General features: G+C 38.7%; 26 protein-coding genes. 18 read left to right on the top strand and 8 right to left on the bottom strand.

Features of this window, described 5'->3' with window-relative positions:
* Window positions 1–343 precede the first annotated feature (343 nt).
* Window positions 344–1,177, bottom strand: coding sequence for a bifunctional hydroxymethylpyrimidine kinase/phosphomethylpyrimidine kinase (thiD, locus tag AC1DFT_RS08155; RefSeq protein WP_477918694.1), 834 nt, complete (start codon window positions 1,175–1,177; stop codon window positions 344–346).
* A 68-nt stretch (window positions 1,178–1,245) separates the two neighbouring features.
* The gene (locus AC1DFT_RS08160) at window positions 1,246–1,503 is read right to left on the bottom strand and encodes a hypothetical protein (protein ID WP_477918695.1); all 258 of its coding nucleotides are present in this window, start codon (window positions 1,501–1,503) and stop codon (window positions 1,246–1,248) included.
* Window positions 1,504–1,607: 104 nt separating this feature from the next.
* On the opposite strand from AC1DFT_RS08160, the gene AC1DFT_RS08165 reads away from it, so the two are divergent.
* From AC1DFT_RS08165 to AC1DFT_RS08180, 4 genes are all read left to right on the top strand, one after another.
* Window positions 1,608–2,357 (top strand): DUF4230 domain-containing protein, encoded by a 750-nt coding sequence (locus AC1DFT_RS08165; protein WP_477918696.1) that lies wholly within the window; start codon window positions 1,608–1,610, stop codon window positions 2,355–2,357.
* A 6-nt stretch (window positions 2,358–2,363) separates the two neighbouring features.
* The gene (locus AC1DFT_RS08170) at window positions 2,364–3,017 is read left to right on the top strand and encodes a uracil-DNA glycosylase (RefSeq protein WP_477918697.1); all 654 of its coding nucleotides are present in this window, start codon (window positions 2,364–2,366) and stop codon (window positions 3,015–3,017) included.
* A gap of 213 nt (window positions 3,018–3,230) precedes the next feature.
* The gene (locus AC1DFT_RS08175; RefSeq protein WP_477918698.1) at window positions 3,231–3,479 is read left to right on the top strand and encodes a YwdI family protein; all 249 of its coding nucleotides are present in this window, start codon (window positions 3,231–3,233) and stop codon (window positions 3,477–3,479) included.
* A 27-nt stretch (window positions 3,480–3,506) separates the two neighbouring features.
* Window positions 3,507–3,887: a DUF423 domain-containing protein gene (locus AC1DFT_RS08180; RefSeq protein WP_477918699.1), complete on the top strand. Its 381-nt coding sequence runs from the start codon at window positions 3,507–3,509 to the stop codon at window positions 3,885–3,887.
* A 49-nt stretch (window positions 3,888–3,936) separates the two neighbouring features.
* On the opposite strand, the gene gerQ is transcribed toward AC1DFT_RS08180, so the two are convergent.
* The 3 genes from gerQ to hemQ form a co-directional block, all read right to left on the bottom strand.
* Window positions 3,937–4,257, bottom strand: a complete 321-nt coding sequence (gene gerQ / locus AC1DFT_RS08185) for a spore coat protein GerQ (protein ID WP_477918700.1) — start codon at window positions 4,255–4,257, stop codon at window positions 3,937–3,939.
* Between the two features lie 25 nt (window positions 4,258–4,282).
* Window positions 4,283–4,651, bottom strand: a complete 369-nt coding sequence (locus AC1DFT_RS08190; protein ID WP_477918896.1) for a cell wall hydrolase — start codon at window positions 4,649–4,651, stop codon at window positions 4,283–4,285.
* A gap of 253 nt (window positions 4,652–4,904) precedes the next feature.
* Window positions 4,905–5,654: a hydrogen peroxide-dependent heme synthase gene (hemQ, locus tag AC1DFT_RS08195; protein WP_477918701.1), complete on the bottom strand. Its 750-nt coding sequence runs from the start codon at window positions 5,652–5,654 to the stop codon at window positions 4,905–4,907.
* Between the two features lie 176 nt (window positions 5,655–5,830).
* On the opposite strand from hemQ, the gene lipL reads away from it, so the two are divergent.
* A complete protein-coding gene (gene lipL / locus AC1DFT_RS08200) occupies window positions 5,831–6,664 on the top strand; it encodes an octanoyl-[GcvH]:protein N-octanoyltransferase (protein WP_477918897.1) in 834 nt (277 codons plus the stop codon).
* 14 nt (window positions 6,665–6,678) lie between these two features.
* Here the strand turns inward: lipL and AC1DFT_RS08205 are convergent, their stop codons facing one another.
* Window positions 6,679–7,302 carry an RsfA family transcriptional regulator gene (locus tag AC1DFT_RS08205; protein ID WP_477918702.1) on the bottom strand — a complete coding sequence of 208 codons (624 nt, stop codon included), beginning with the start codon at window positions 7,300–7,302 and terminating at the stop codon, window positions 6,679–6,681.
* A gap of 157 nt (window positions 7,303–7,459) precedes the next feature.
* Between AC1DFT_RS08205 and AC1DFT_RS08210 the strand changes: the two genes are divergently transcribed.
* The 3 genes from AC1DFT_RS08210 to AC1DFT_RS08220 all read left to right on the top strand — a co-directional run bounded on the left by AC1DFT_RS08210 (window position 7,460) and on the right by AC1DFT_RS08220 (window position 9,734).
* Window positions 7,460–7,687 carry a YuzB family protein gene (locus AC1DFT_RS08210; protein ID WP_093267736.1) on the top strand — a complete coding sequence of 76 codons (228 nt, stop codon included), beginning with the start codon at window positions 7,460–7,462 and terminating at the stop codon, window positions 7,685–7,687.
* A 93-nt stretch (window positions 7,688–7,780) separates the two neighbouring features.
* Window positions 7,781–9,076: an HD domain-containing protein gene (locus AC1DFT_RS08215; RefSeq protein WP_477918703.1), complete on the top strand. Its 1,296-nt coding sequence runs from the start codon at window positions 7,781–7,783 to the stop codon at window positions 9,074–9,076.
* A gap of 142 nt (window positions 9,077–9,218) precedes the next feature.
* Complete coding sequence (locus AC1DFT_RS08220; protein WP_477918704.1) at window positions 9,219–9,734, top strand: YwgA family protein; 516 nt, start codon at window positions 9,219–9,221, stop codon at window positions 9,732–9,734.
* Between the two features lie 231 nt (window positions 9,735–9,965).
* Here AC1DFT_RS08220 and AC1DFT_RS08225 read toward each other — a convergent pair whose 3' ends face one another.
* On the bottom strand, window positions 9,966–10,151 hold the full coding sequence (locus AC1DFT_RS08225; RefSeq protein WP_093267743.1) for a 2-hydroxymuconate tautomerase: 186 nt from the start codon (window positions 10,149–10,151) through the stop codon (window positions 9,966–9,968).
* A gap of 373 nt (window positions 10,152–10,524) precedes the next feature.
* Here AC1DFT_RS08225 and AC1DFT_RS08230 point away from each other — a divergent pair, with 373 nt between their 5' ends.
* The 6 genes from AC1DFT_RS08230 (at window position 10,525) to AC1DFT_RS08255 (ending at window position 16,612) form a co-directional block, all read left to right on the top strand.
* Entirely contained in the window at window positions 10,525–12,426 is a 1,902-nt protein-coding gene (locus AC1DFT_RS08230; protein ID WP_477918705.1) for a sigma 54-interacting transcriptional regulator, read from the top strand.
* A gap of 788 nt (window positions 12,427–13,214) precedes the next feature.
* Complete coding sequence (locus tag AC1DFT_RS08235) at window positions 13,215–14,093, top strand: fumarate hydratase (protein WP_477918706.1); 879 nt, start codon at window positions 13,215–13,217, stop codon at window positions 14,091–14,093.
* A gap of 24 nt (window positions 14,094–14,117) precedes the next feature.
* Window positions 14,118–14,678 carry a FumA C-terminus/TtdB family hydratase beta subunit gene (locus AC1DFT_RS08240; protein WP_477918707.1) on the top strand — a complete coding sequence of 187 codons (561 nt, stop codon included), beginning with the start codon at window positions 14,118–14,120 and terminating at the stop codon, window positions 14,676–14,678.
* 66 nt (window positions 14,679–14,744) lie between these two features.
* Entirely contained in the window at window positions 14,745–15,023 is a 279-nt protein-coding gene (locus AC1DFT_RS08245; protein WP_477918708.1) for a YciI family protein, read from the top strand.
* A 156-nt stretch (window positions 15,024–15,179) separates the two neighbouring features.
* Window positions 15,180–15,683 carry a hypothetical protein gene (locus tag AC1DFT_RS08250; RefSeq protein WP_477918709.1) on the top strand — a complete coding sequence of 168 codons (504 nt, stop codon included), beginning with the start codon at window positions 15,180–15,182 and terminating at the stop codon, window positions 15,681–15,683.
* A gap of 404 nt (window positions 15,684–16,087) precedes the next feature.
* On the top strand, window positions 16,088–16,612 hold the full coding sequence (locus AC1DFT_RS08255) for a YwhD family protein (protein WP_477918710.1): 525 nt from the start codon (window positions 16,088–16,090) through the stop codon (window positions 16,610–16,612).
* A gap of 552 nt (window positions 16,613–17,164) precedes the next feature.
* On the opposite strand, the gene AC1DFT_RS08260 is transcribed toward AC1DFT_RS08255, so the two are convergent.
* Window positions 17,165–19,237 (bottom strand): transglycosylase domain-containing protein, encoded by a 2,073-nt coding sequence (locus AC1DFT_RS08260; protein ID WP_477918711.1) that lies wholly within the window; start codon window positions 19,235–19,237, stop codon window positions 17,165–17,167.
* 170 nt (window positions 19,238–19,407) lie between these two features.
* Between AC1DFT_RS08260 and speE the strand changes: the two genes are divergently transcribed.
* The 4 genes from speE (at window position 19,408) to argS (ending at window position 23,333) form a co-directional block, all read left to right on the top strand.
* Window positions 19,408–20,241, top strand: coding sequence for a spermidine synthase (gene speE / locus AC1DFT_RS08265; protein ID WP_477918712.1), 834 nt, complete (start codon window positions 19,408–19,410; stop codon window positions 20,239–20,241).
* 4 nt (window positions 20,242–20,245) lie between these two features.
* The gene (speB, locus tag AC1DFT_RS08270; RefSeq protein WP_477918713.1) at window positions 20,246–21,118 is read left to right on the top strand and encodes an agmatinase; all 873 of its coding nucleotides are present in this window, start codon (window positions 20,246–20,248) and stop codon (window positions 21,116–21,118) included.
* 127 nt (window positions 21,119–21,245) lie between these two features.
* Window positions 21,246–21,665 (top strand): YwiB family protein, encoded by a 420-nt coding sequence (locus AC1DFT_RS08275; protein ID WP_477918714.1) that lies wholly within the window; start codon window positions 21,246–21,248, stop codon window positions 21,663–21,665.
* Window positions 21,666–23,333: an arginine--tRNA ligase gene (gene argS / locus AC1DFT_RS08280; RefSeq protein ID WP_477918715.1), complete on the top strand. Its 1,668-nt coding sequence runs from the start codon at window positions 21,666–21,668 to the stop codon at window positions 23,331–23,333.
* Window positions 23,334–23,615: the final 282 nt, after the last annotated feature.

Genomic DNA, 23,615 nt, shown 5'->3' on the forward strand with positions numbered 1-23,615 from the left:
GATGAAAAAACTCGTAAAGTCAGTATGACTTTACGAGTAGAAGAAAAGAGCGGACTCAGATAAGGAATTCTCCTGGTTTGATAAATAAGCGGAGAAATTCCTCTTAGTTAGGAAATAGCGCTGAAAATTGCTTAAATAGACGGAGGAATTCCGCCTATTGACACGAGAAATGTGAAAATAGCTAATTTTGCTTTGTTGAATCGGAAAATCTCCGCTTATTTTCCACGAACGAGCTCTATTTTGCGGAATAACAGGAAAACTTCCGCTTATTTTAAATATCACTGGCTACACAATAAAAAAATGAGTGTCAATTTTCATATAAAAATTGACACTCATTCTTGTTTTATACAGTAGTTTTCGTAACTTCCGGTGCACCATATTTACCTTTTGCTCCATGAAGAACTGGTCCCACGTACTGGTTAAGCTTCCAACCATGTGCAATTGCAGCTGAAACGAATTCTTTCGCTTCGAGTACGGACTCTGCAACCGTTAATCCGTTTGCTAAGTTAGCAGTAATGGCTGCTGCGAATGTACAGCCAGCCCCGTGATTATAAGTAGTATCTGTTTTTTCTGTTTCTAGTAGCGTATGTGTTTGGCCATCGTAGAAAAGGTCTACTGCTTTTTCATGCGCTAATTGTTTACCGCCTTTGATGACTACGTTTTTCGCACCAAGTGCATGAATCTTTTCAGCAGCTGCTTTCATATCTTCAATCGTTTTTAATGCACCTAAACCTGATAGTTGTCCAGCTTCAAAAAGGTTCGGAGTAACAACTAAAGCGCGTGGAAGTAAGTAAGTAATCATTGCATCTACTGTACCCGGATTTAATACTTCATCTTCGCCTTTACAAACCATAACAGGGTCGATTACTACACTTTTAACTCCTGCCTCTTCAATTATATTTCCAGCTGTTTCGATAATTTCTTCGGTACTTAACATACCTGTTTTAATTGCATCGACATTTGTCGACAGAGCAGTTTTTGCTTGTCGTTTAATCTCGTCTACTGGTAAAGAGAAGACACCATGGCTCCAACCGTTATCAGGATCCATTGTAGCGACAACCGTTAGAACGTTCATGCCATAAGTACCGTGTTCTTGGAATGTTTTTAAATCTGCTTGTATACCAGCTCCGCCTGAAGTGTCAGAGCCTGCGATTGTTAGTGTTTTTTTTATAGACATTTTAGCGTTTCCCCTTTTGAGTAAAAGTTAATTTTATTTATTATATCAGACAATAGTCGAAACTTAAATTAAGGAAGTTTAGGTGCGGTAAATAATTTAACCAGAATGAAAATGAAAACTGCTGTGACGATAAAAGTGACAACTGAACCGAATATAATGTTATGTATAAATAAAGAGATTGCCAAAAATAGTAGAAAGCCGATGAATAGAATCATTCCCAATGTGAAACAGCCGAGTCCAAAGTTTTTAGCCGAATTGGAAACTTCATTGGTACTTGCAGCTTTTTCAATTTTTCTTAGTTTCTCCCGATAATGTAAATCTGCCATAGACATATCCCCTTTTTTTTAGCTTAACAGATATAGAATAGTTGTGAAATGGGCAATTTTTTTGTACTGTTAACGTAGTAGATTAAGAGGAAAAGAGGCATGAAATGCGAAAAGACGACAAAATTCGTGAAATGGAAAAAATACTGGAAGAATTGAAAGCACAAGATGAAACAGCCGCAACAATTGCAGAATATCCTTCGAGAAGAGGATTTAGTTTTCGGAAGCTAACACGCCCTTTTTTTGGACTGAAAGCAAAAGTCCTTCTTGGAATCGGAATTATTCTTGTTCTATTAATAGCTGCCTTACCATTTGCAGCCTATTGGGCAATTCAAGGTAGCACATTTACGGAAAGCAAAGGATCAATCGTCGAACGAGTGCAGGCCTTGAACGAATTGTCGACCGCTGAAGCTTATACAAAAGTAATTATCGAAAGACAAGATAATCAACTATTCGGCAAAGAAATCGGCATAGATTTACCAGGGACAAAAAGACAGCTTCTTGTTGTAGTACCCGGTGCTGTTCGAGCTGGAATAGATTTTTCACAAGTGACGGAAGCGGATATAAAAGTAGATGACGAGAACAAGATGGCTACACTTACACTACCAATGCCACAATTTCTAGGTGGACCGGAAATATTCTTCGATCAAGTAGAAGTATTTTCATATGAAGGATTATTTCGGGAAAAAGCGGATATTACAGAAGCATATGAGTTAGCAGAAACTGCAAAAAAAATGATGGTCGAGGAAGCAACGGGACAAGGTATTTTACAGTTAGCGGAAGAAAATGCGGCAAAATCGGTGAAAGAAATGTTCCAATTAGTAGATTACGACGTACAAGTGGAGTTTAAGGAGTGACATGCATTGCCGAGCTGGAAAGAAGTATTAAAAGAAGAGCGAGAAAAGCCCTATTTTTTAGAGTTACAGGCATTTTTAGATAAAGAATATGCCGAGCAGACGATTTACCCTGCAAGACCCGATATAGGGAGTGCTTTTCTTGAAACGCCTTTTGACGAAGTGAAGATAGTCATTTTGGGACAAGACCCTTATCACGGAGAAGGACAAGCCCATGGAATGAGTTTTTCAGTGAAGCCAGGTGTTCGGGTACCTCCAAGTTTACGAAATATGTTAAAAGAGCTTGCTGATGATTTAGGTTGTCCGGTTCCTGTGAACGGTTATTTATTGAAATGGGCAGAGCAAGGGGTTTTATTGCTTAATACGGTTTTAACTGTCCGTGCAGGAGCGGCGAATTCGCATAAAGGAATGGGCTGGGAAAGGTTTACGGATGAAGTGATCAGGCGGTTATCTGGAAGAGAAAAGCCCGTTATTTTTGTGCTGTGGGGTAGGCCTGCTCAAATGAAGAAAAAACTAATCGATACGAAGAAACATACGATTTTAGAAGCACCACATCCAAGTCCATTAAGTGCACATCGAGGATTTTTCGGCAGCAAACCATATTCCAAAGTAAATGCACAGCTCGAAGTCTGGGGAGAGACGCCAATCGATTTTTGCCTATAGCTATGCTATTATATGGAATGGAAAGAGGGTGAGTCCAGTGGCTGTAAACTGTTTTAAATGCCGCCATTTTTTTACTACATGGGATGCCCGTCATCCTCGAGGATGCAAAGCTTACGGATTTAAAACGAAAGAGCTCCCATCGGTATTAGTAAAACGTACCTCTGGCATGGACTGCTTGAAATTTGAACGAAAGCAAGAAGAGGGGCAAAGAGGATGATTTCCAATGAACATATTATTATGCAAATAGATAAACAACTGCAACAAGCAAAAGTAACTGGCAATGAACAATCAAAAAGAGAAGCGCTCGCTGCCATACGGGCATTATGCGATTTAGCTTTAGAATCAGTATCAACATCGCAAGTTCCACCGATTGTCCAAGCAGTATCCGTATCGCCAACGATACAACAGCCAGTAGCATTAAAGGAAAACGATGCAAACGGAGAATCATTATTTGATTTCTAAATAGACAGATAGAAAGTAGGAATGATTGTGAAATTATTTATCATTGCAGGGGCTATTAACGGGTTTTTAGCAGTAGCCTTTGGAGCTTTTGGGGCACATGCTTTAAAAGAGAGGCTGTCTGAAAAGTATTTAGCGATTTGGGAAACGGCTGTTCAATATCAAATGTTCCATGCGCTTGCATTAATCGCAATCGGTATTTTGATGAGTAGCAAGTTATTAGGTTCTGTCTCTTCATTGAATACGGCTGGATATTTAATGCTAGCTGGGATTATTTTATTCTCAGGGTCTTTGTATGTATTGAGTTTGACAGGTATCGGTATTTTGGGAGCCATAACCCCGATTGGCGGCGTAGCGTTTTTAGTTGGATGGATTATGATTATTGTTGCCGCGGCGAAGTTTGCAAGCTAAATAGTATAACAAAGAGACTTATCCTTTAATTTCGGATAAGTCTCTTTGTTTATAAGTTATAGTTAATTTCTTCATCAAATGTTACATAATCTAGATAAATCATTAACATTAAGTATCTTTTGCCATTTGGATCACTAATGATGACATGATCGCGACCAGCTGCTTCTACATAGCCTTTAATCACTTTTGCATTCCATTCTTTGTTATTCTCAAATGTAAAATAGAATGTACCAAGCTTTCCTCTGTTCATTCTTAAAATATTCTCGATATAAGATTCTTCTTGTCGGCCTGGGCTTGGTGGTTGAGCAGGAGGTGTCATTGGTTGTTGCTGTTGTGGATAAGCTCCAGGATACCAGTAATATTGAACCATTCATACATCCTTTCTGGAAATGGAATTACACGCTTGGGCAATCGGCAACGGTTGGAGAATAAAAACAATGTGATTTAAAACGTCCTGTGTTCCATTGGTTATACCACTGAGGAGGACAATCGCCACCTGGATCAAAAAACCATAAGGAGCGTTCACCGGGACTAAAACGTTCCCCATTAATAACGCGTCTTGCTAAATTTCGATCCTGCTCACGAGCTCTTTGATAAAAATACGGTTTGGTTGTTGCCTCAAAGCCACCTGGTCTTTGAAAAACCATCTCTTCCAAATTACGTATATTACGAAAATCTAAGCAATCGGCAAGCACTCGGTTCACTCCAACATTTCCAACCAATAACATGCCAAGCTGTCCATCACCCTCTGCCTCAGCACGCATTAGTCTCGCAAGTAAATCTAGCTGTTTTGAATTGGATTGAACTACTGCCAATGCATCACCTCCTATATATACACTATGTTTGAAATCGAGAAATGATACATATCGATATTTGATAGATGAATTGTTACAGGATTGTTACTGGTGCCTGGCACCAGTAACAATCCTGTAACAATAAAAAAGTAGAGGGGAAACGTTGATAGTTTCCACCCTCTACTTGAATGTTCTTATTTGACTGGCGATCATTTGATACAAATTAGATATGGAAAAATTCTCCGCGTTTTTCGCTTGCAAGAATTGTACCGATGAAGAAGGAACCGAATTCTGCATAGCGTGCGCTTACTTCGTCAAAACGCATTTCGTATACTAACTTTTTAAATTGAAGCACGTCATCTGCGAATAATGTTACGCCCCATTCGAAATCGTCAAATCCGACAGAACCTGAAATAATTTGTTTTACTTTACCAGCATAACCTCGACCGATTCTTCCGTGGCTTGCCATAAGTGCTTTGCGGTCTTCCATCGATAGCATATACCAGTTGTCCTCGCCGTTACGACGCTTGTCCATTGGATAGAAGCAAATGTATTGGGAACGTTGAAGTTCTGGATACAAACGAGCACGTACATGTGGGTTTTGATATGGATCTTCTGTCGATTCACCAGCTAAGTAGTTAGACAATTCTACTACAGAAACATAGGAATATGCAGGAATCGTAAAATCTGCAATCGTTAATTTATTGAATTTCGCTTCGATTTCTTGAAGTTCATCTATTGTTGGTCGTAAAGTCATTAGCATGAAGTCTGCTTTTTGGCCGACAATAGTGTAAAAAGCATGTGCGCCTGTTTTTGCGTCATCTGCTTGTTGAAGTTCGTCTAAAAATGCTACAAATTCGTCTGTCGCTTCTTTGCGAAGTTCTGGGTCCACTTGTTTCCATGACGCCCAGTCCATTTGACGAAAATCATGTAGAACGTACCAACCGTCTAGTGTAATTGCTGCTTCATTCATTTTATCAGACACTCCTTTTATATAAGAAATTTACATCTTTAGTTTATCACAAGAAAAGATTCTTATCTCGTAATGACTTCGATATTACATGACAATATGTGACAAAGTCGTGTATGCTTGAACTAATGAAAACAGTAACGCTAGCGTGAGATTAAGGAGTAAGCAGCATGTCACAAATAGAAACATTATTACAGCAAAAAGCCTGGCGATTTTGGGATCAATCATTAAGTGGAAAAAGTCGCTCCGCATTAGAATCCTTTGCAGCGGACGATCTTCTTTGCCATTTAGTTGGACAAGGATTGTCGCCAGCAACTATTCGAACATGGGTACATGACCAGACCGTCGTATTAGGCATTCAAGACCACCGATTACCATTCGTAGAAGATGCCCAAGATTTTCTACGTACACAAGGATATACACCGATTGTTCGTAATTCAGGAGGCCTCGCCGTTGTATTGGATGAAGGAGTGCTAAATATTTCAATCGTATTATCTGAAAAAGAACAGCCGGTTGATATTGACACAGGATACGAAGTGATGCTTGCTTTTATCCAACTCCTATTTCCAGAAGCGGAAGGGAAAATAGAAGCTTATGAAATTGTCGGCTCCTATTGTCCAGGTTCATATGATTTAAGTATTGATGGGAAGAAATTTGCGGGCATTTCACAGCGTAGGCTTCGTCAAGGAATCGCAGTGCAAGTGTATTTGTGTATAGAGGGTAGTGGAAGTGAACGTGCAGACTTGATACGCGAGTTTTATGAAACCGGTGTGCAAGGAGAAGAAACAAAATTCAGTTATCCCCTTATTAAACCAGAAGTAATGGCTTCGTTAAATGAATTGCTAAATGCATCTTTTACTGTTCAGGATATTGTAATTCGCATCCAACAAGTATTGCAGCAACTATCTACAAAAATAGCCTCGCAATCGGTCACGCAAGAAGAGATGGAGCTATACCAGTTTTATTTACAACGCGTTGTTGATCGCAATCAAAAGATGCTTACAAAAGAATAAGAAAAACCACCAACTTACATAGTTGGCGGTTCTTTTGAAACAAGGTTTCCGTTCTTCTCCATTTGGAAAACAGGTACTGCAGGTAATTCTTCGTCATTCAATGTAACGAGTCGTCTTGCGCGGTTCATAATTTGTACAAATTGCTCGTAATCTTGTTTGATCGCCGCATTTTCTTTTTCGAGTTTTGCAAGTTCACTTTCTAGTTTACGAATTTTCTCGTTTGATATAGAAGCTAAATGGCGATATCTGGATATATCCGAATCGCTATGCTGCAATCTCACAAGATATGCAATAATAATATCAATCGATAAAGCAGAAACTGGAACCGATGCTGTGCGTTCGCCCTCTTCTTGAGGTTTTGCTAAATAAATACCATTCCCTCTTCGGCGATAATCTTTTCCTAATATACGTAATTTTTCTTTTCGTTCTTTTTTTGCTTCTTTTAACTCTGTTTCGTATTGATGGCGAACAACTGCGTTCCAGCGAAATCCACATGCTGCGGCAGTTCGGTTTAATTCGTCACCTGCTTCTTCAAATGCATTGAGTTGTGTACTTCCTTCACGGACGTGTCGTAATACCATCTCTGCTAGTAATTCATCGTTCTCTGTCATCCATGCGTCTTGTCTTATTTTTACCATATTGGTCCTCCTACCATGTTCATAGTTTCGTTACTCTATTAACATCATGGACAACATAGCGCTCTTTTATTCACGTAAAATACACTTGATAGCAATATATGTTTTAAGATACAATGGCCTGTAGACTATTATCATAAAGAGAAAGGGTTGTGGACAAATGGCAAACCATTTTCGAGTTTGCGATGAGTGTCAGGCCGTCAATTTAAAAACATTAATTCCAAAGTTAAAAACAATAGATCCAGAAGCAGAAATTGAAATTAAAGAATGTCAATCTTACTGCGGACCAGGACGTAAAAAGACATTCGCATTTGTCAATAATCGTCCAGTTGCTGCTTTAACAGAAGACGAATTAATGGAAAAAGTACGCGCCAAGATAGAAGACTAGACATCTACAAACAAAACTTTTGCCGCCTTACAATGAGCGGTTTTTTTCTTTATAATGAAGGGTAAATAACATCTAAGACACGGAGGTGGGCAAATGAGCTATGCAACGCAGAAATTAGCAGAAGAGAAAGTGTTCAAAGACCCGGTTCACCGCTACATCCATGTTCGAGATCAAGTAATTTGGGATGTCATCGGCTCGAAGGAATTTCAACGGCTACGCCGCATCAAACAGCTTGGAACTACATATCTAGTATTTCACGGTGCAGAACATAGCCGTTTTAGTCACTCTCTTGGAGTTTATGAAATTGTTCGTCGCATTGTGGATGATAGTTTTGACGGCAGACCAGAGTGGGATGCTTCCGAAAGACTATTAGTTTTATGTGCAGCACTTTTACATGATTTGGGGCATGGACCGTTTTCTCATGCTTTTGAAAATGTATTTAATCTAGATCATGAGGAATTTACGAGAAAAATATTACTTGGGGATACCGAGGTAAATGAAATATTAAAAAGAGTAAGCGAAGATTTCCCGCAAAAAGTAGCAGATGTTATTGCAAAAACATATGTAAACAAACAAGTCGTTAGTTTAATATCGAGTCAAATCGATGCAGACCGCATGGATTATTTGCAACGTGACGCGTATTTTACAGGTGTAAGCTACGGGCATTTTGATATGGAACGAATCTTGCGCGTAATGCGTCCACGCGAAGATCAAATAGTGATCAAATCGAGCGGCATGCATGCAGTAGAAGACTATATTATGAGCCGATATCAAATGTATTGGCAAGTGTATTTTCATCCTGTTTCAAGAAGTGCCGAAGTAGTTTTAACAAAAATCCTACATCGTGCCAAGGCTTTAAGTGAAAAGGGATATGATTTTGCTCAGCAACCAACTCATTTCCAAGGTTTTTTTGATGGTACGTTTTCGTTGAATGAGTATTTGGCTTTAGACGAAGGGGTTTTATTGACGTATTTCCAGCTTTGGGTGACGGAGAAAGATCCTATTTTAGCAGACTTAAGTTATCGTTTTGTCAATCGTAAGCTATTTCAATATATTGAGTTTGATCTAGCAAAAGATTATACGAAGATGAAAGAGTTGGAGTTATTATTTAAAAAAGCGGGTATAGATCCAGAATACTATTTAGTGTTTGATTCGTCATCGGATTTACCGTACGATTTTTATCGACCTGGAGAAGAAGGAGAACGTATTCCTATCCATTTACAAATGCCATCTGGTGAAATTCGAGAACTTTCCCGTGAATCAGAAGTGGTAGAAGCTATTTCAGGAAAACGTCGTACTGATCATAAATTATATTTTCCGGAAGACTTTTTAACAGAAGACGGAAAGAAAAAAGTATTAAAAAAACAAATATTAGATCTGTTGAAATAATTCAGCAGGAAATCGTTGCTGAATTATTTCAATGCCTCCGGCGGATGTCGCAGCTTTCGTAAGGAGTTCACCTGGCAAGCCAGGTGCGAAATCTGGACTCAAATACGCCAAGGCGAATTTGATTAAATAAGGTGGGCTAGAATTGCTAGAAGAACATGCAAAAATTATACAATTTATCGGAGCAGCGGACGGAATAACTGGCAGAAAAAAGCTGCAAAAAATGGTATACATCGCTAAAAAGTTAGAATATCCATATAAAGAAAAATACGAGTTTCATGTATATGGACCGTATTCACATGAGCTTACATTACGCGTGGAAGAGCTTTGCAATATGGGGTTTTTACAAGAAGAGCGACAAGACAAAGGATCATACGTGCAGTACAAATATCAAATGACGGATGCAGGCGAGCATTTTACTCAAATGGCGCAAGTGGACGAAGCAACTCCAGCGCTAGTCGGATGCATTTCGCAAATGAAAGATAAAAGTTCCCGCTTTCTGGAACTAGTTTCGACTTTATTATTTTTCGACCATCTTCCAAAAGAAGAACAAATCGAAAAGCTTCATGCCGTCAAAGGAAAGTTAAATTTCACGGAAGAAGAAATAACCGAAGCATATGAATTCGTTATGAATTTAATGAACATGAGAACTATCCACTAGGGATGGTTCTTTTTTTTAGAAAGCCACTCGACTAAAACTAAAAAGAAGCTCTTTGTGAAAGCGAAAAATATAGCCAAAAGGAAGCTCTGTGCGAATAGTCATTCAAGGACAGAATTTTTCTAGGATATTCCTGAACGAGACAATCCCCGCCGCGAACGCGACAAACCAATCACCCAACACGACAAAACCTAAAAAAACACTTTGCCGAGGCAAAGTGTCGTCTTGTTAATTTTATTTATCACTAAATAATTTCCCGGCAACGCCGTAATGATTTTTTGGCATGTCCTCGATAAACACGACAACATTTTCAACTGGTGCATTCACTGTTTCCGATACTGCAGCTGTTACTTTTTCTACTAAAGCTCTTTTTTGTTCTTCCGTACGACCTTCTAGCATTTTTACTGTTACATATGGCATTTCATTTCCTCCTTTAGTGAAATTTTCTGTATAGTAGTATCATAACATAGTGATTTGTAAAATAAATCAGATATATCAACGCTCCTATCTTCTTTTTTTAATCACTTGCTTTTGAACTACGACGGATTCCCTTTACTTATGAAAGTCTTAGTGAAAAACATKAATGAAACCGCTTGAACTCACTCTTTCTTCTATAACTCACTCTTCAAAACAAAGCTTGGAGATCTGATAGACTTGGTTTAATCTAACAGTGTAAGGAATACATAATTTTTAGAAAAGAAATAATATTGTGACGCCAATTATCTATTTGACCCGTTTTTGTAATTCTATTAAGTATGAATAGATATTGAACATTGGAAAGGAGATGATGAGATTGGAGGAAATTTTAATTATTGCCCCGTATCCGGAATTTACAGAGGATGCGGTAAAACTTCGTGAAAAAACAGATATTAAATTCTCGCTTATAGCAGGTGACTCCGCCATTCTCGACCATCAACAAATCAATCCATTGACGCGCGTGATAATTTCAAGGGGAGGGACGGCTACGTCTCTTAGGCAAACGCAGGATTTACCGGTAATTGATGTACCAGTTACACCGACTGATATTCTGCAATCGATTAGTGCGGTTGCTCGTGCCGGGTACAAAAAAATTGCGATTATTACCCCAGTGAATATTCTGTCCGAAACAAGCCGCACGATGGAATTATCCGGTCAATTACAATTAATATTTGCTACAGATGTGGATGGTAGTATGGAAGACGTTGTGAAAAGACTAATTCAGGATGAAAGAGTGGAGGCTATAATCGGAGATAGAGTTTCCACGCAGATTGCAATTCAGCATCACCTTCATGGTCAATTACTGAAGTCCAGTGAAGAATCTTTGCTGGCGGCATTGGAGATGGCCATGAATGTACTCCGGGCGCAGACACATGAACGTACGAAAACAAAAGAAATGCAGTCGATTCTGAATGTTATCCAAGAGGCGGTACTTACAATTGATCCAGACGGTATCGTTAAAGTATACAATGATGCAACTAGAAGAATATTCGGGTTAACTCGAGATATTGCCGGACAAAAATACTCGGAGTGTTTTTCTGACCCCTTTTTGCTAAACATTATTGAGGAGAAAAAAGAAGAGCGTCAAATGCTTCATACGTTAGCGAATGGGAAAAAGATCGTCATTCATCACCTTCCTATTTACATTGATTCTGTTTTTCAGGGATCAGTAGGGATCTATCAGGAAATAAGCAAAATCCAAAACATGGAACTGAACATAAGGACACGACTGAATGATCGAGGGTTAACGGCGAAAAATACCTTTGAAGACTTTGTCACCACTAATACTGAAATGAAGCAGTTAGTCAACGATGCAAGATTATACGCCCAGTCTGAAGCGACAATATTGGTCCATGGGGAAACGGGAACGGGAAAAGAATTATTTGCACAAAGTATTCATAATGCTAGCAAAAGAAACAAAGGACCGTTCGTTTCGGTTAATTGTGCTGCACTAAGCGAGAATTTATTGGAAAGTGAATTGTTTGGCTATATGGAAGGGGCATTTACCGGTGCGATTAAAGGTGGCAGGTCCGGCTTGTTTGAATTAGCGCACGGCGGGTCGATTTTTTTAGATGAAATCGGAGAAATATCCCTATCTTTTCAAGCCAAATTACTGCGTGTGTTACAGGAAAAAGAAGTAAGAAGGATTGGAGCAGATCGAATTATTCCAATTGATGTTCGCGTAATTTGTGCAACGAATAAGTCGTTACTCCATTTAACGCGAGAAGGATTGTTCCGGGAAGATTTATATTACAGAATTAGCGTATTGGAGCTGAATTTAATTCCGCTTCGTGATCGGAAAGAGGATATCCTTCCTTTAGCTGTTTCATTTATAAAAGCAGAAATGGAGCGAGAAAATCGAGTGTTGGTTTGGGAAAATACAGACGTTTTTCTTCCTTTAGTTGATCATCAGTGGCTTGGAAATGCAAGAGAACTTCAAAATACGATTCATCGTTTAGTTATTCTCAAGTCAGAAGGAGCTATTACACAAGATTTTGTTTCACAAATTATTCAATCGATGAAAAAAAAGCAAAAAACAAAGTCCAAACTCGAAGTAGAGATTTCAACAGATTTTAGAAAAATGGAAACAGACATTTGGAGAAAGCTGTTGAACGAATATGGCGGAAACAAAGAGCGCTTATGCCAGGTTTACAATATTAGCAAAACGACTTTATGGAGAAAATTACAAATCGATAATAATGAACTAATAGGAGAGTAAAAAAAGAGAAGGCGAGCTTGATAATGGGTTCTGTTATCTATCGCAAAACGTCAATTTGCATTGGAAAATGCAAACCAAAATGTAGGATATTTTGTAAGGCTAGTAGGAGAATTCATAGGCGGAGAATTTCCTGCTAATGTATATAGAGGAAGTCTAAGTAGCGAATATAAGCGGAGAAATTCCGACTAACTACTCAAAATAAGAAAAAATCCAAGGGTTTGGTTAATATAAGCGGAAAAACTCCCCTTATTTTTAAGGAAATATGGGTATTTCCCAATTTAGCCGGAATTTATCCGTCTATTTTTCATACACAGAGAAATCAATAGAAAGTTTACCTTAGACTGACCATCTATTTTTTTGTATATCAATTTGTAAGTAAAAAGGTAGTTTATTTTGCTAGTGTACCCCCACATTTTAATAGACAAATTGCACTACAAAATCTACCAAAATAATTATCAAAATCCCTTTAGACCTTCAAATTACCATGCAATTTGAAGGTCTATTTTGCGTTACATTTTTAAAGCTTGCGATAGGAAACGGAACCCGTTAGGAAATTGATCTTCTCTTTTTTTTGTGTTTCAAAATTTAAATGCATTTTTCAAATATGAAAAAATGAAAATGGTGATTAAAAGAGTATTTATTTCTTTTAAAAAAAAGCCGTTCTGAACAAAACGCTGTAAACAACAGGATGTGGATGTTTTTTGGAACTTTTTTAGGTAGAGGGAATGTTGGCATGGAAATTGCATCTTAAGAAAATGAAAGATAAAAAATATAAAGGTGGAGAAAGTATGAGTGAAGTTTCAGTTGACCAAATCCGCAATACAATGAGAAAAATTTCCGTTGACCAAATTCGTGACACAATAGCAACACTTTGCTGGGAGGCTTGCTACAACTTGCCAGATGACATTGTAGAAGGATTTCATAAAGCGAGGGAATCCGAGCAGTCGCCGTTAGGAAGATCCATTATTGAACAGCTCATTGAAAATGCTCAACTGGCTGCAACAGAAGATCGTCCGTACTGTCATGATACTGGACTGACGGTTGTTTTTGCTGAAGTGGGGCAAGATGTGTACATTGATGGAGGAAATTTTGAAGATGCTATTCACGAAGGAATTCGCAAAGGCTATAAAGAAGGCTACTTGCGCAACTCCATCGTTGGAGATCCCTTACTTCGGAAAAATACAAATGATAATACGCCGGGTGTGATACACACCAAGCTCGTTGCTGGGGATCAAATTAAACTAACGGTTTTGCCAAAAGGCGGTGGAAGTGAAAATATGAGTGCCATGAAATTTCTGCTTCCGGGAGAGGGAGTAGAAGGAGTGAAGAAGTTTGTGCTGGACACGATTGTGGCAGCAGGTGGAAGAGCATGTCCGCCAATTGTAGTTGGTGTTGGTATCGGTGGAAGCTTTGACAAAGTAACAGAAATAGCTAAGAAGGCGGTCCTGCGGGATATCGGCCACTACCATTCTGAACCACATATTGCTCAACTAGAAAAGGAACTACTTGAAGAAATTAACAAGACGGGTATTGGTCCACAGGGGCTGGGCGGCACAACTACATCCTTATGGACAGCTGTCGAAATATACGGATGTCATATTACAGCTCTACCAGTGGCGGTAAATATTCAATGTCATGCAGCACGAAAAAAATCTTGTGTAATATAAATTCGGAAAAGAAGGTGCTCATTAATGGCTAAAGTCTATATAGAAACACCACTTACTAATGAAGATGTCTCAAATTTACACGCAGGAGATGAAGTTTTTTTAAATGGAGTTATTTATGTGGCGAGGGATGCTGCACATAAGCGTTTTCTGGAGCAGCTTGAAAATAATCATCCACTGCCGATTGATTTACGAAACCAGATCATCTTTTATGCTGGCCCAACACCACCTAAACCAGGGCAGGTTATTGGATCTATCGCCCCTACGACAGCTTCTCGTATGGATCCCTATACGCCAGCTATGTTTGAATACGGGGTTAAAGGTGTGATTGGTAAAGGACCTCGCAGTCAAACTGTTAAAGATGCATGCAAAGATGATAAAGCTATTTGTTTTTCTGCCATTGGCGGTTTATCTGCCCTTCTAAGTGATAAGGTACAAGCAGCAAAGGTAGTCGCCTATGACGATTTGGGCCCGGAGGCGGTGCGTGAACTTGTTGTAAAAGATTTCCCAGTGTTAGTAGTCTATGATGTACATGGAAAAGACCTTTATGAACAGGAAATTGCTAAGTATCGAACAATAGCGCAATAAAAGGACATTTAATTTTTCCTTCATGCGCTTGAAAAGAGACGCCTATGAAAGAGAGGATGATTATAAATGAGATACTTCGCTGTTTTTTTACCAATGTTAAATCAGGAGAAGAGCTCAGAATACCGCGCACAGCATCTTCAGTATTTAGATCAAAAGCGCAGTGAAGGCAAAATAATTGCTAATGGCCCATTTGCTGACGGTACTGGTGGATTAGTCATTTACCGAGTTGACTCAATAGAAGAAGTGGAACAAATCGCAAAACAAGACCCTTATGTGATTCAAGGAGCGAGAGGGTGTGAAATCCACGAATGGAAAATGGACAGTAACTCAGTATTACTCCGTTAACGCGAAAAGTGTACATGAAGGAAGTGTTGCTATAAGTGTATTGGATAGGTTTGCCGATGATGAAAAGTAGGATAGAAAATAGATGAAGCGAAGTGGCAGAAGCAATTATAAAATATACAGCGTTAGCACGGATAAAAAGGTAGGTGGTAAATCTTGTTGCAGAAAAAAAGAAAACGGATTAGCGAAATAGTATACAATAATACCGCTCATTATAACGGAAAATATAGACATTATCCTACCATTACAGAATTAAAGGGGATATTAGAAGAAATTATAAGTTGTGATTCAACCACCGATTACATTAGAATTACTCCATTCTATGTCAATGAAGAGTTGAATTACCAAATCGAATTTGAAGAATACATGTTTTATTTAGAATGCAGAGATTGGTTTGATGAAAAAATCCAAGAGTTGCACATCCTAGATTGTCTAAATCCAGTAGATACCCCTAGAGCACTTGATGATCTGAAACTAGGTTCCATACTATATCCATTATGTGAAAATAATGATATTGTTTCATATCAAAAGGCACTTGAAGAATATAAAAACTCTTTAAGAGAGATTCTACTCAGGATGATGAAAATAGCAAAATCAGAAATGGAATTAAAAGAAGAACATTTGCCATTTGGATATTTTTGCTTTGAAATTCATAGTGGATAAGATGTGGTTTAATTATGAGGGTCTATAGATAAAAAGTCATCAAAACAATGAGCTCGGAGTTACGCTTCTTAGCTCATTTTTTAATCAGCTTTTATCTTTAATATAGCCTATAAATGTATGAACAGTAAAAATGTAAAACCTCCCTTTGAATTTCAAAAGGTTCTCAAGTCAGTACCTTTTCCCTTTAATTGAACTTACACATTCCAGTATATACGCCACCGTTTAAAGTTATTATTAGCCCTCAATTTTAGAACCCAAAGCCTGCTTTTCTATGCTTTAACCTCTGTTTATGATAAAATTTAACAAAGCTTCAATGCTTGATATATAGAGGTTTTGAAAGATGTAGGATCACATCATGCAAAGTGAAAATACTAGTATCATAACAGAACGGAGGGAACTTTCGAATGGCAAATGAAGAAAAACCAAAACAAAAAATAGGCTTCACCATTATAAAAAATGATCCAACTGATGGACACAAAGGATTTGGGATTGGTTCGCTATCTCTAGAAAACGTGTCACCAGTTATTATTGACGTTGAAGAAGACATTGCAAGAATTGAAATTGGTGCGATGCATGCGAGAAGTGACACAGAAAGAGGCATCAAGTTTACAACGAACCGTGAAGATTCAGAAGGTGGAAAACCGTATTGGCTAATTTGGGTGACAATCGATTATAAAGCAGAAGGACCGTATTACGCGGGGGTTACAGCATGTGAAATGGTGGTCAATCGTGAAAAACGCCGTGGTTACAAATTACTTGCAGACCATGTAAATCGAATGGACAAATCGATGAAACGCCACATTATGGTAGATTTTATGGATGATCGTTCCAAAAATATTTTGCGTGATTTTTTACAAACGCATAATCGTGAAATGTGGGACCACAGCGAGGAGCAGTTACATAATGACTTGCTTGTAACTTCCAAATAATAAGTCAATAATTTGGTATATTTGCGTTATGAGGTTGAATTCACATCGAAAAGACAGTACAATTTACTTAAAGCTTACTTCACAGTAATGCTAGGACACTTAGGAGTCGTAAGTAAGCTAGAAAAATGCAATCATTGTGAAACCCAATCCTGTGCGTGCATGATTTTGGCAGAACGCAACACTAAGAAAAAGCTTTCTACTACCTTTTTTAGGTAATAGAAAGCTTTTTATTTTTGTTTTGGTTGCTTTCGTAAGGAAATTGATTGCCCTAAACCGTTAATTTCCAATTCTGCATATTTCTCAAGCCAAGTTAACTCTTTTCAATGAGAGCTGGTTGCTTTCATTGGCAAACTGGTTGCTCTCGTTGAGAACTAGTTGCTTTCCCTGGTAAATTGATTGCTTTCGCCACGGAACTGGTTGCTTTCATCCCCGATTGGTTGCCCTAAACCGTTTATTTCCAATTCTGCGTATTTCTCAAGCCAAGTTAACTCTTTTCAATGAGAGCTGGTTGCTTTCACTCCCAATTGATTGCCATCATCCATAAATCCCCACTTACTCTCCAAAAAATGAAAAGGGGAAAATGGACCATGGGGTTGTATCTTCACTATCGGATGCTTCAAATGTTTGCTGTTTCAAAGTTGGGTCTGTGCATAATTTAGTTGGAATATCTTCCTCTTTTAAATAAACAAGCCGTTGTTTTTCACAAGCGGAAGTCGCAATTCCTCCTGTCTCAATATCCACAATAACTCCGCGAACTCCGGCAGGAGCGATAAATGGTTCCGATGGCAAACCTTGATGTGCTTTTTCCATAAATTCTATCCACACTTGCTTCGTTACTTGTCTTGCCTCCGCTTCACTCACCTGTCTACCTTGGTCATAGCCATTCCAAACACCTGCAGTCAATTGAGGGGAGAAGCCGATTAAATATTGATCGGAAATCGTCGTCCCAGATTTTGCTGCATACGGTCTTGTTTGTTTTGCACGAATACTTAAGCCAGTTGCAGGAGAGTAATCATTAAAAATAGGATCGAACATACCGGTTAGTAAATGAGATAACATGAATGCATCTTGTTCCAGCAACACTTTTTTATCTTTTCTTTTATCCTTCTCTAAATCATAAAGCACCTTGCCCTTATTATCGGTAATTTTTGTAATATAAGTTGGTTCTCTTAAGATTCCCTTTGCGGAAATTGCGTTATATGCTTTAGTCATGTCCAATAAAGAAGCTTCTGAAGTACCAAGCGCAGTTGCTGGCGTTTCATCGACATCCATATGCACATTGAATCGCTCAATCAGTTGTTCAAAAGGCTTATATCCAATTTGTTCAAGCGTTTTTACAGCGTAAATATTATCTGAAATAGCAAGTGCTTGTGCCATTGATATAGGATGTTCCGCGAACTTATCATTGACATTTTTTGGTTCATATTCTTGCCGTCCATTATCATACGTGAAAATAGTGCGTTCACTTTTCATATACGTCAGGGGGGTGAATCCATTCTCCAATGCCGATGCAAAAAGGAGAGGCTTTATAGTCGAACCTGGTTGTCTTTTTGCTTGCGTAACGCGGTTAAATGGACTTTCACTAAAATTACGCCCGCCGACCATTGCTGTAACATAGCCTGTTTTTGGTTCAATGCTGACAAAGCCAATTTGTAACTCACCTTCTGGCATCCACTTGTCGATGACTTCTTCTGCTGTTTGTTGGTGATTTCTGTTTAAAGTCGTCTCGATGGTCCATCCACCTTCTTCAACTCGCCGTCCCTTTTTCTGCAGAATATCAGTTGCTTCTTTCCAAACCTCTTCTAAAAAGTAAGGGGCTGTTTTTTTCTTCACAAGCGAATCTTCTGTTTTCAAGACATATTTTTCATCCACAGCTCGTTCTCGCTGATCAGCCGTGATAAATTGTTGGTTCTCCATTAATTTCAAAATAAGTTGTTGTCGGTTTACCGCTTTTTCTTCATCGGCTAAAGGGGAGTAATAGGTAGGTCCTTTTGGTACACCCATCAATAAAGCCGATTCTGCAAGCGATAAATCTTTTGCACTTTTCCCGAAATAATAACGGCTTGCCGCTTCTACACCGTACATGCCATGGCCGAAATAAACGGTATTTAAAAATCCTTCAAGCAATTCATCTTTTTCATAAAAAACTTCTAATCGGTAAGCATACAATGCTTCATTAATCTTCCGTGTCCATGACTTTTCGTGCGTCAAAAATAGATTTCTGGCATACTGTTGCGTTATCGTACTTGCACCTTCTACTTTTCGCATCGCTTTAATATCCTTCAAAAGTGCAGAAGCAATTCGTGTATAATCAAATCCGTGATGTTTATAAAATTCCTGGTCTTCTACTGCAATAATAGCTTGAGGAATGAATGGTGACATTTCCTCTAGTGAAACCCAGTAGCGCCGCTGATCTTCGAAACGATCTCCAATGACATTTCCTTGGTCATCTAGAAAGACAGAAGAAATAGGGACTTGAATAATAGGGGCACCGACGATTTGGGCATAAACTCGGAGGGTAACAAGTGCGCCAATTAAAGCAAAGCTCGCCACGATGCTTAATAAAAAAACTCTTTTCATGCGTTTAGATCGTGTGGCTTTTTTTCTATATTGTACACGCCCCATAAAATCTCCCCCGTCTCTTGTTGGATGTTTTTATTAGTATGAGAACAATAGATTCAAATTAAACGAAAAAAAGAAAAAAGTATTGCACTTTTGTAAAAAAGCTCTATACTTTCTTTGTATTATTTTTTTGATACACTATATACAAACGTATTCACAAAGGAGATAAATAGATGAGCGAATTTTGGTTTACTGAAAAACAAACCGAGAATTTTGGAATTACGATGAAGGTAAAACGTACACTTCATACGGAGCAAACAGATTTTCAATTATTAGAAATGGCAGAAACAGAAGAGTGGGGCAACATGCTCTTTTTAGACGGCATGGTTATGACATCAGAAAGAGATGAGTTCGTATACCACGAGATGGTGGCGCATGTTCCATTATTTACCCATCCAAACCCAGAAAACGTATTAGTTGTTGGTGGAGGAGACGGCGGCGTAATTCGTGAAATTATGAAGCATCCAAAAGTAAAAAAAGCAACGCTTGTTGATATAGATGGAAAAGTTATTGAGTATTCGAAGAAATATTTACCGGAAATTGCATGTGAATTAGAAAATCCACGTGTAGACGTTCAAGTAGGCGACGGCTTCATGCATATTGCAGAATCGGAAAACGAATACGATGTAATCATGGTAGATTCTACTGAGCCAGTAGGTCCTGCAGTAAACCTATTTACAAAAGGTTTCTATGCTGGAATTTCAAAAGCATTAAAAGAAGACGGATTATTCGTTGCACAGTCGGACAACCCATGGTTCAAAGCGGACTTAATCCGCCAAGTACAAAAGGACGTAAAAGAAATTTTCCCAATTACAAATATGTACTTAGCCAATATTCCTACGTACCCAAGTGGATTATGGTGCTTTACAATTGGTTCGAAAAAATACGATCCACTTCAAGTTCCGGACGAGCAGTTCCATGAAATCGACACAAAATATTACACAAAAGAGCTTCACAAAGCAGCATTCGTATTGCCGAAATTTGTGAAAGACTTAGCAGGAGAGTAAGCCGATGCGATTTGACGAAGCTTATTCAGGAAATGTATTTATTAAGAGCAAGCAAAATTACGATGAAGCGCAAGCGGTTATTTACGGAATGCCAATGGACTGGACAGTAAGCTACCGTCCAGGTTCACGATTTGGCCCGCAACGTATTCGTGAAGTTTCTATTGGTCTAGAGGAGTATAGTCCATACTTAGACCGTGAACTAGATGATGTAAATTATTTTGATGCAGGAGACATTCCGCTTCCTTTTGGTAATGCATCAAAAAGTTTAGATCTAATCGCAGGTTTTATTCGCCAGTTAATGCAAGATGGGAAAATTCCAGTCGGTATGGGTGGCGAGCATTTAGTATCATGGCCGGTTATGAAAACAGTGGCGGACAACCATAAAGACTTGGCGATTATTCATATGGATGCGCATACGGATTTACGCGAGGAATATGAGGGAGAACCACTTTCTCACTCGACACCAATTCGTAAAATTGCCGAATATATCGGTCCGGAGAACGTTTATTCATTTGGAATCCGTTCTGGTATGAAAGAAGAGTTTGATTGGGCAAAAGAAAATGGCATGCATATTTCGAAATTTGAAGTATTAGAGCCATTAAAAGAAGTATTACCAACGCTTGAAGGTCGTCCGGTTTATGTCACGATTGACATAGACGTACTAGACCCTGCACATGCACCGGGCACGGGCACAGTAGATTGCGGTGGAATTACAAGCCGCGAGTTACTTGCTTCTATCCATGCTATTGCAAACTCAGGTGTGAACGTAGTTGGTTTTGATCTTGTAGAAGTTGCGCCGATATATGATTCATCGGAGCAAACTGCAAACACTGCCTCGAAGTTAGTACGTGAAATGATTTTAGGTTGGGTAAAATAATTTGGAAACGTGTTGTCCTTTTTTGGGCATCACGTTTTTTCGTGTTTCGCTTATGTTTAGTTGTCATTATTGTACTTTTAGCTTTATAATAAAAAGGTTATATTAAAAATGCGTTAGGATGAAAGCAATGTCTCAACCAATAAAAAAGTCAGTAAATGTCCGCTTGTTATCAACGATTAAACATCCTGATACTGCAGCGGAAACTTTCGACATACAAACAAAAGGCGAGCTAACGATAAAAGGGGACCAACCTTATTTAGTTTACGAAGAAATGCAAAATGAAAAAACAGTCAAAACTACGGCGAAACTAAATGGTGATTCTGCTTTAATTCTCCGTAGCGGTGGAGTGAAAATGAGACTGCCATTCGTATTAGGAGAGCTTCAAACAGGAAGCTATGATTCAGGCTACGGCACTATGATGATTACAACAAATACGAAACAACTACATTTTGAAGATGGACAATTTCGAGTAGAATATGAACTCTTAATAAATGAAGAAATTGCAGGTACATATACGTTAGAACTAATATACACGGAGGCGAATTAAATGAACGCAGTAGAAAAAGTACAACAATCGATTAAAACTGCTTTGCAACAAGCGATTGTAAAAGCGGAATTAGTAGCGGAAGACCAAATTCCAGCAATCCATTTAGAAACACCGAAAGATAAAGCAAATGGAGATTACGCAACGAATATCGCGATGCAATTAACAAAGCTAGCGAAAAAAAATCCACGTCAAATTGCGGATGCTATTGTGGAAAACTTAGACATGTCCGGTACGATGATGGACAAAATCGATATTGCTGGTCCAGGATTTATGAATATTACGGTCCGTAAAGATTATTTACAAGAAGTAATTAAAGCAGTACTTGCGGAAACAACAGATTATGGTCGCACAAAATCAGGAGCTGGCGAAAAGGTTCAAGTCGAGTTTGTATCTGCCAACCCAACTGGTGACTTGCATTTAGGGCATGCTCGAGGTGCATCTGTAGGAGATTCACTAAGTAATGTTCTGGATTTTGCAGGATACGATGTTTCTCGTGAATATTATATTAATGATGCTGGTAATCAAATCCACAACTTAGCGGTGTCTATTGAGGTTCGCTATTTTGAAGCATTAGGCTTAGAAAAAGAAATGCCGGAAGACGGATACCGTGGACAAGATATTATCGATATCGCAGCGGATCTAGTAAAAGAGCATGGCGATAAATTTGTTCAAATGTCTGACGAAGAACGCTATAAAGCATTCCGTTCACATGGTTTAAAAGTAGAACTTGCGAAATTACAAAAAGACTTAGCGGACTTCCGTGTAGGCTTTGATAATTGGTTCTCTGAAACTTCTTTATACGAAGACGGAAAAATCGAAGTAGCACTAGATAAATTAAAAGCGAATGGTCATATTTTCGAAGAAGAAGGAGCAACTTGGTTCCGCTCTACAACTTTTGGAGATGACAAAGACCGTGTGTTGATTAAAGGTGACGGCTCTTTCACCTATTTATTACCAGACATCGCTTACCATGAAGATAAATTAGTACGTGGTTTCGACCAACTAATCAATATTTGGGGAGCAGACCACCACGGTTATATCCCACGTATGAAAGCTGCAATTGAAGCACTTGGATACGAGCGTGAAAAACTAGAAGTATCTGTTATTCAAATGGTGCAACTGTATAAAGACGGCGAAAAAATGAAAATGAGTAAACGTACTGGTAAAGCAGTTACGATGCGTGAGCTAGTAGAAGAAGTAGGACTAGACGCAGTTCGTTATTTCTTCGGTATGCGTTCAGGCGATTCCCATATGGACTTCGACTTGGACTTAGCCGTTTCTCAGTCAAATGAAAACCCAGTGTATTATGCACAATATGCGCATGCACGTATTTGCTCGATTTTACGCTCTGCTGAAACACAAGAGCTAAAAGCATCAACAGATTCACTGGAATTATTGCAAAGCGAAAAAGAATTAGATTTATTGAAAAAAATCGGTGACTTCCCACAAGTAGTAGCAGACGCTGCAAAACTTCGTGCGCCACACCGTGTAGCTACTTATATCCAAGAGCTAGCAGCAACATTCCACAGTTTCTATAATGCAGATAAAGTACTCGATTCAGACAACGTCGCTCTAACAGGTGCTCGTCTAGCATTAGTAACATCTGCTCGTCAAACAATTGCCAACGCACTTCGATTAATCGGAGTTGCCGCTCCGGAAAAAATGTAAAATGGAACACTTCGACCTTGGTCGGAGTGTTTTTTGATGGGCGGAATAGGGTACTTGTGTGAGAATCAGACAGACTATAGAGATGATTCCTCACTTCCAACGTTTTTTTCTTCTGGGTAATCATGTGATGACATCTGACCAATGTTCTCAAATAAACCTTGCTCAGGTTGAATTTGGTAAATGAAAGGGAAAATACCAATTATATATAGGTCGGTTTAAGAATATTATTTCGACCGCTCTTTACTATCTCCATATTATGTACAATTGCATGTTAGCACTTTT

The sequence above is a fragment of the Psychrobacillus sp. 05T411 genome, assembly GCF_056396485.1.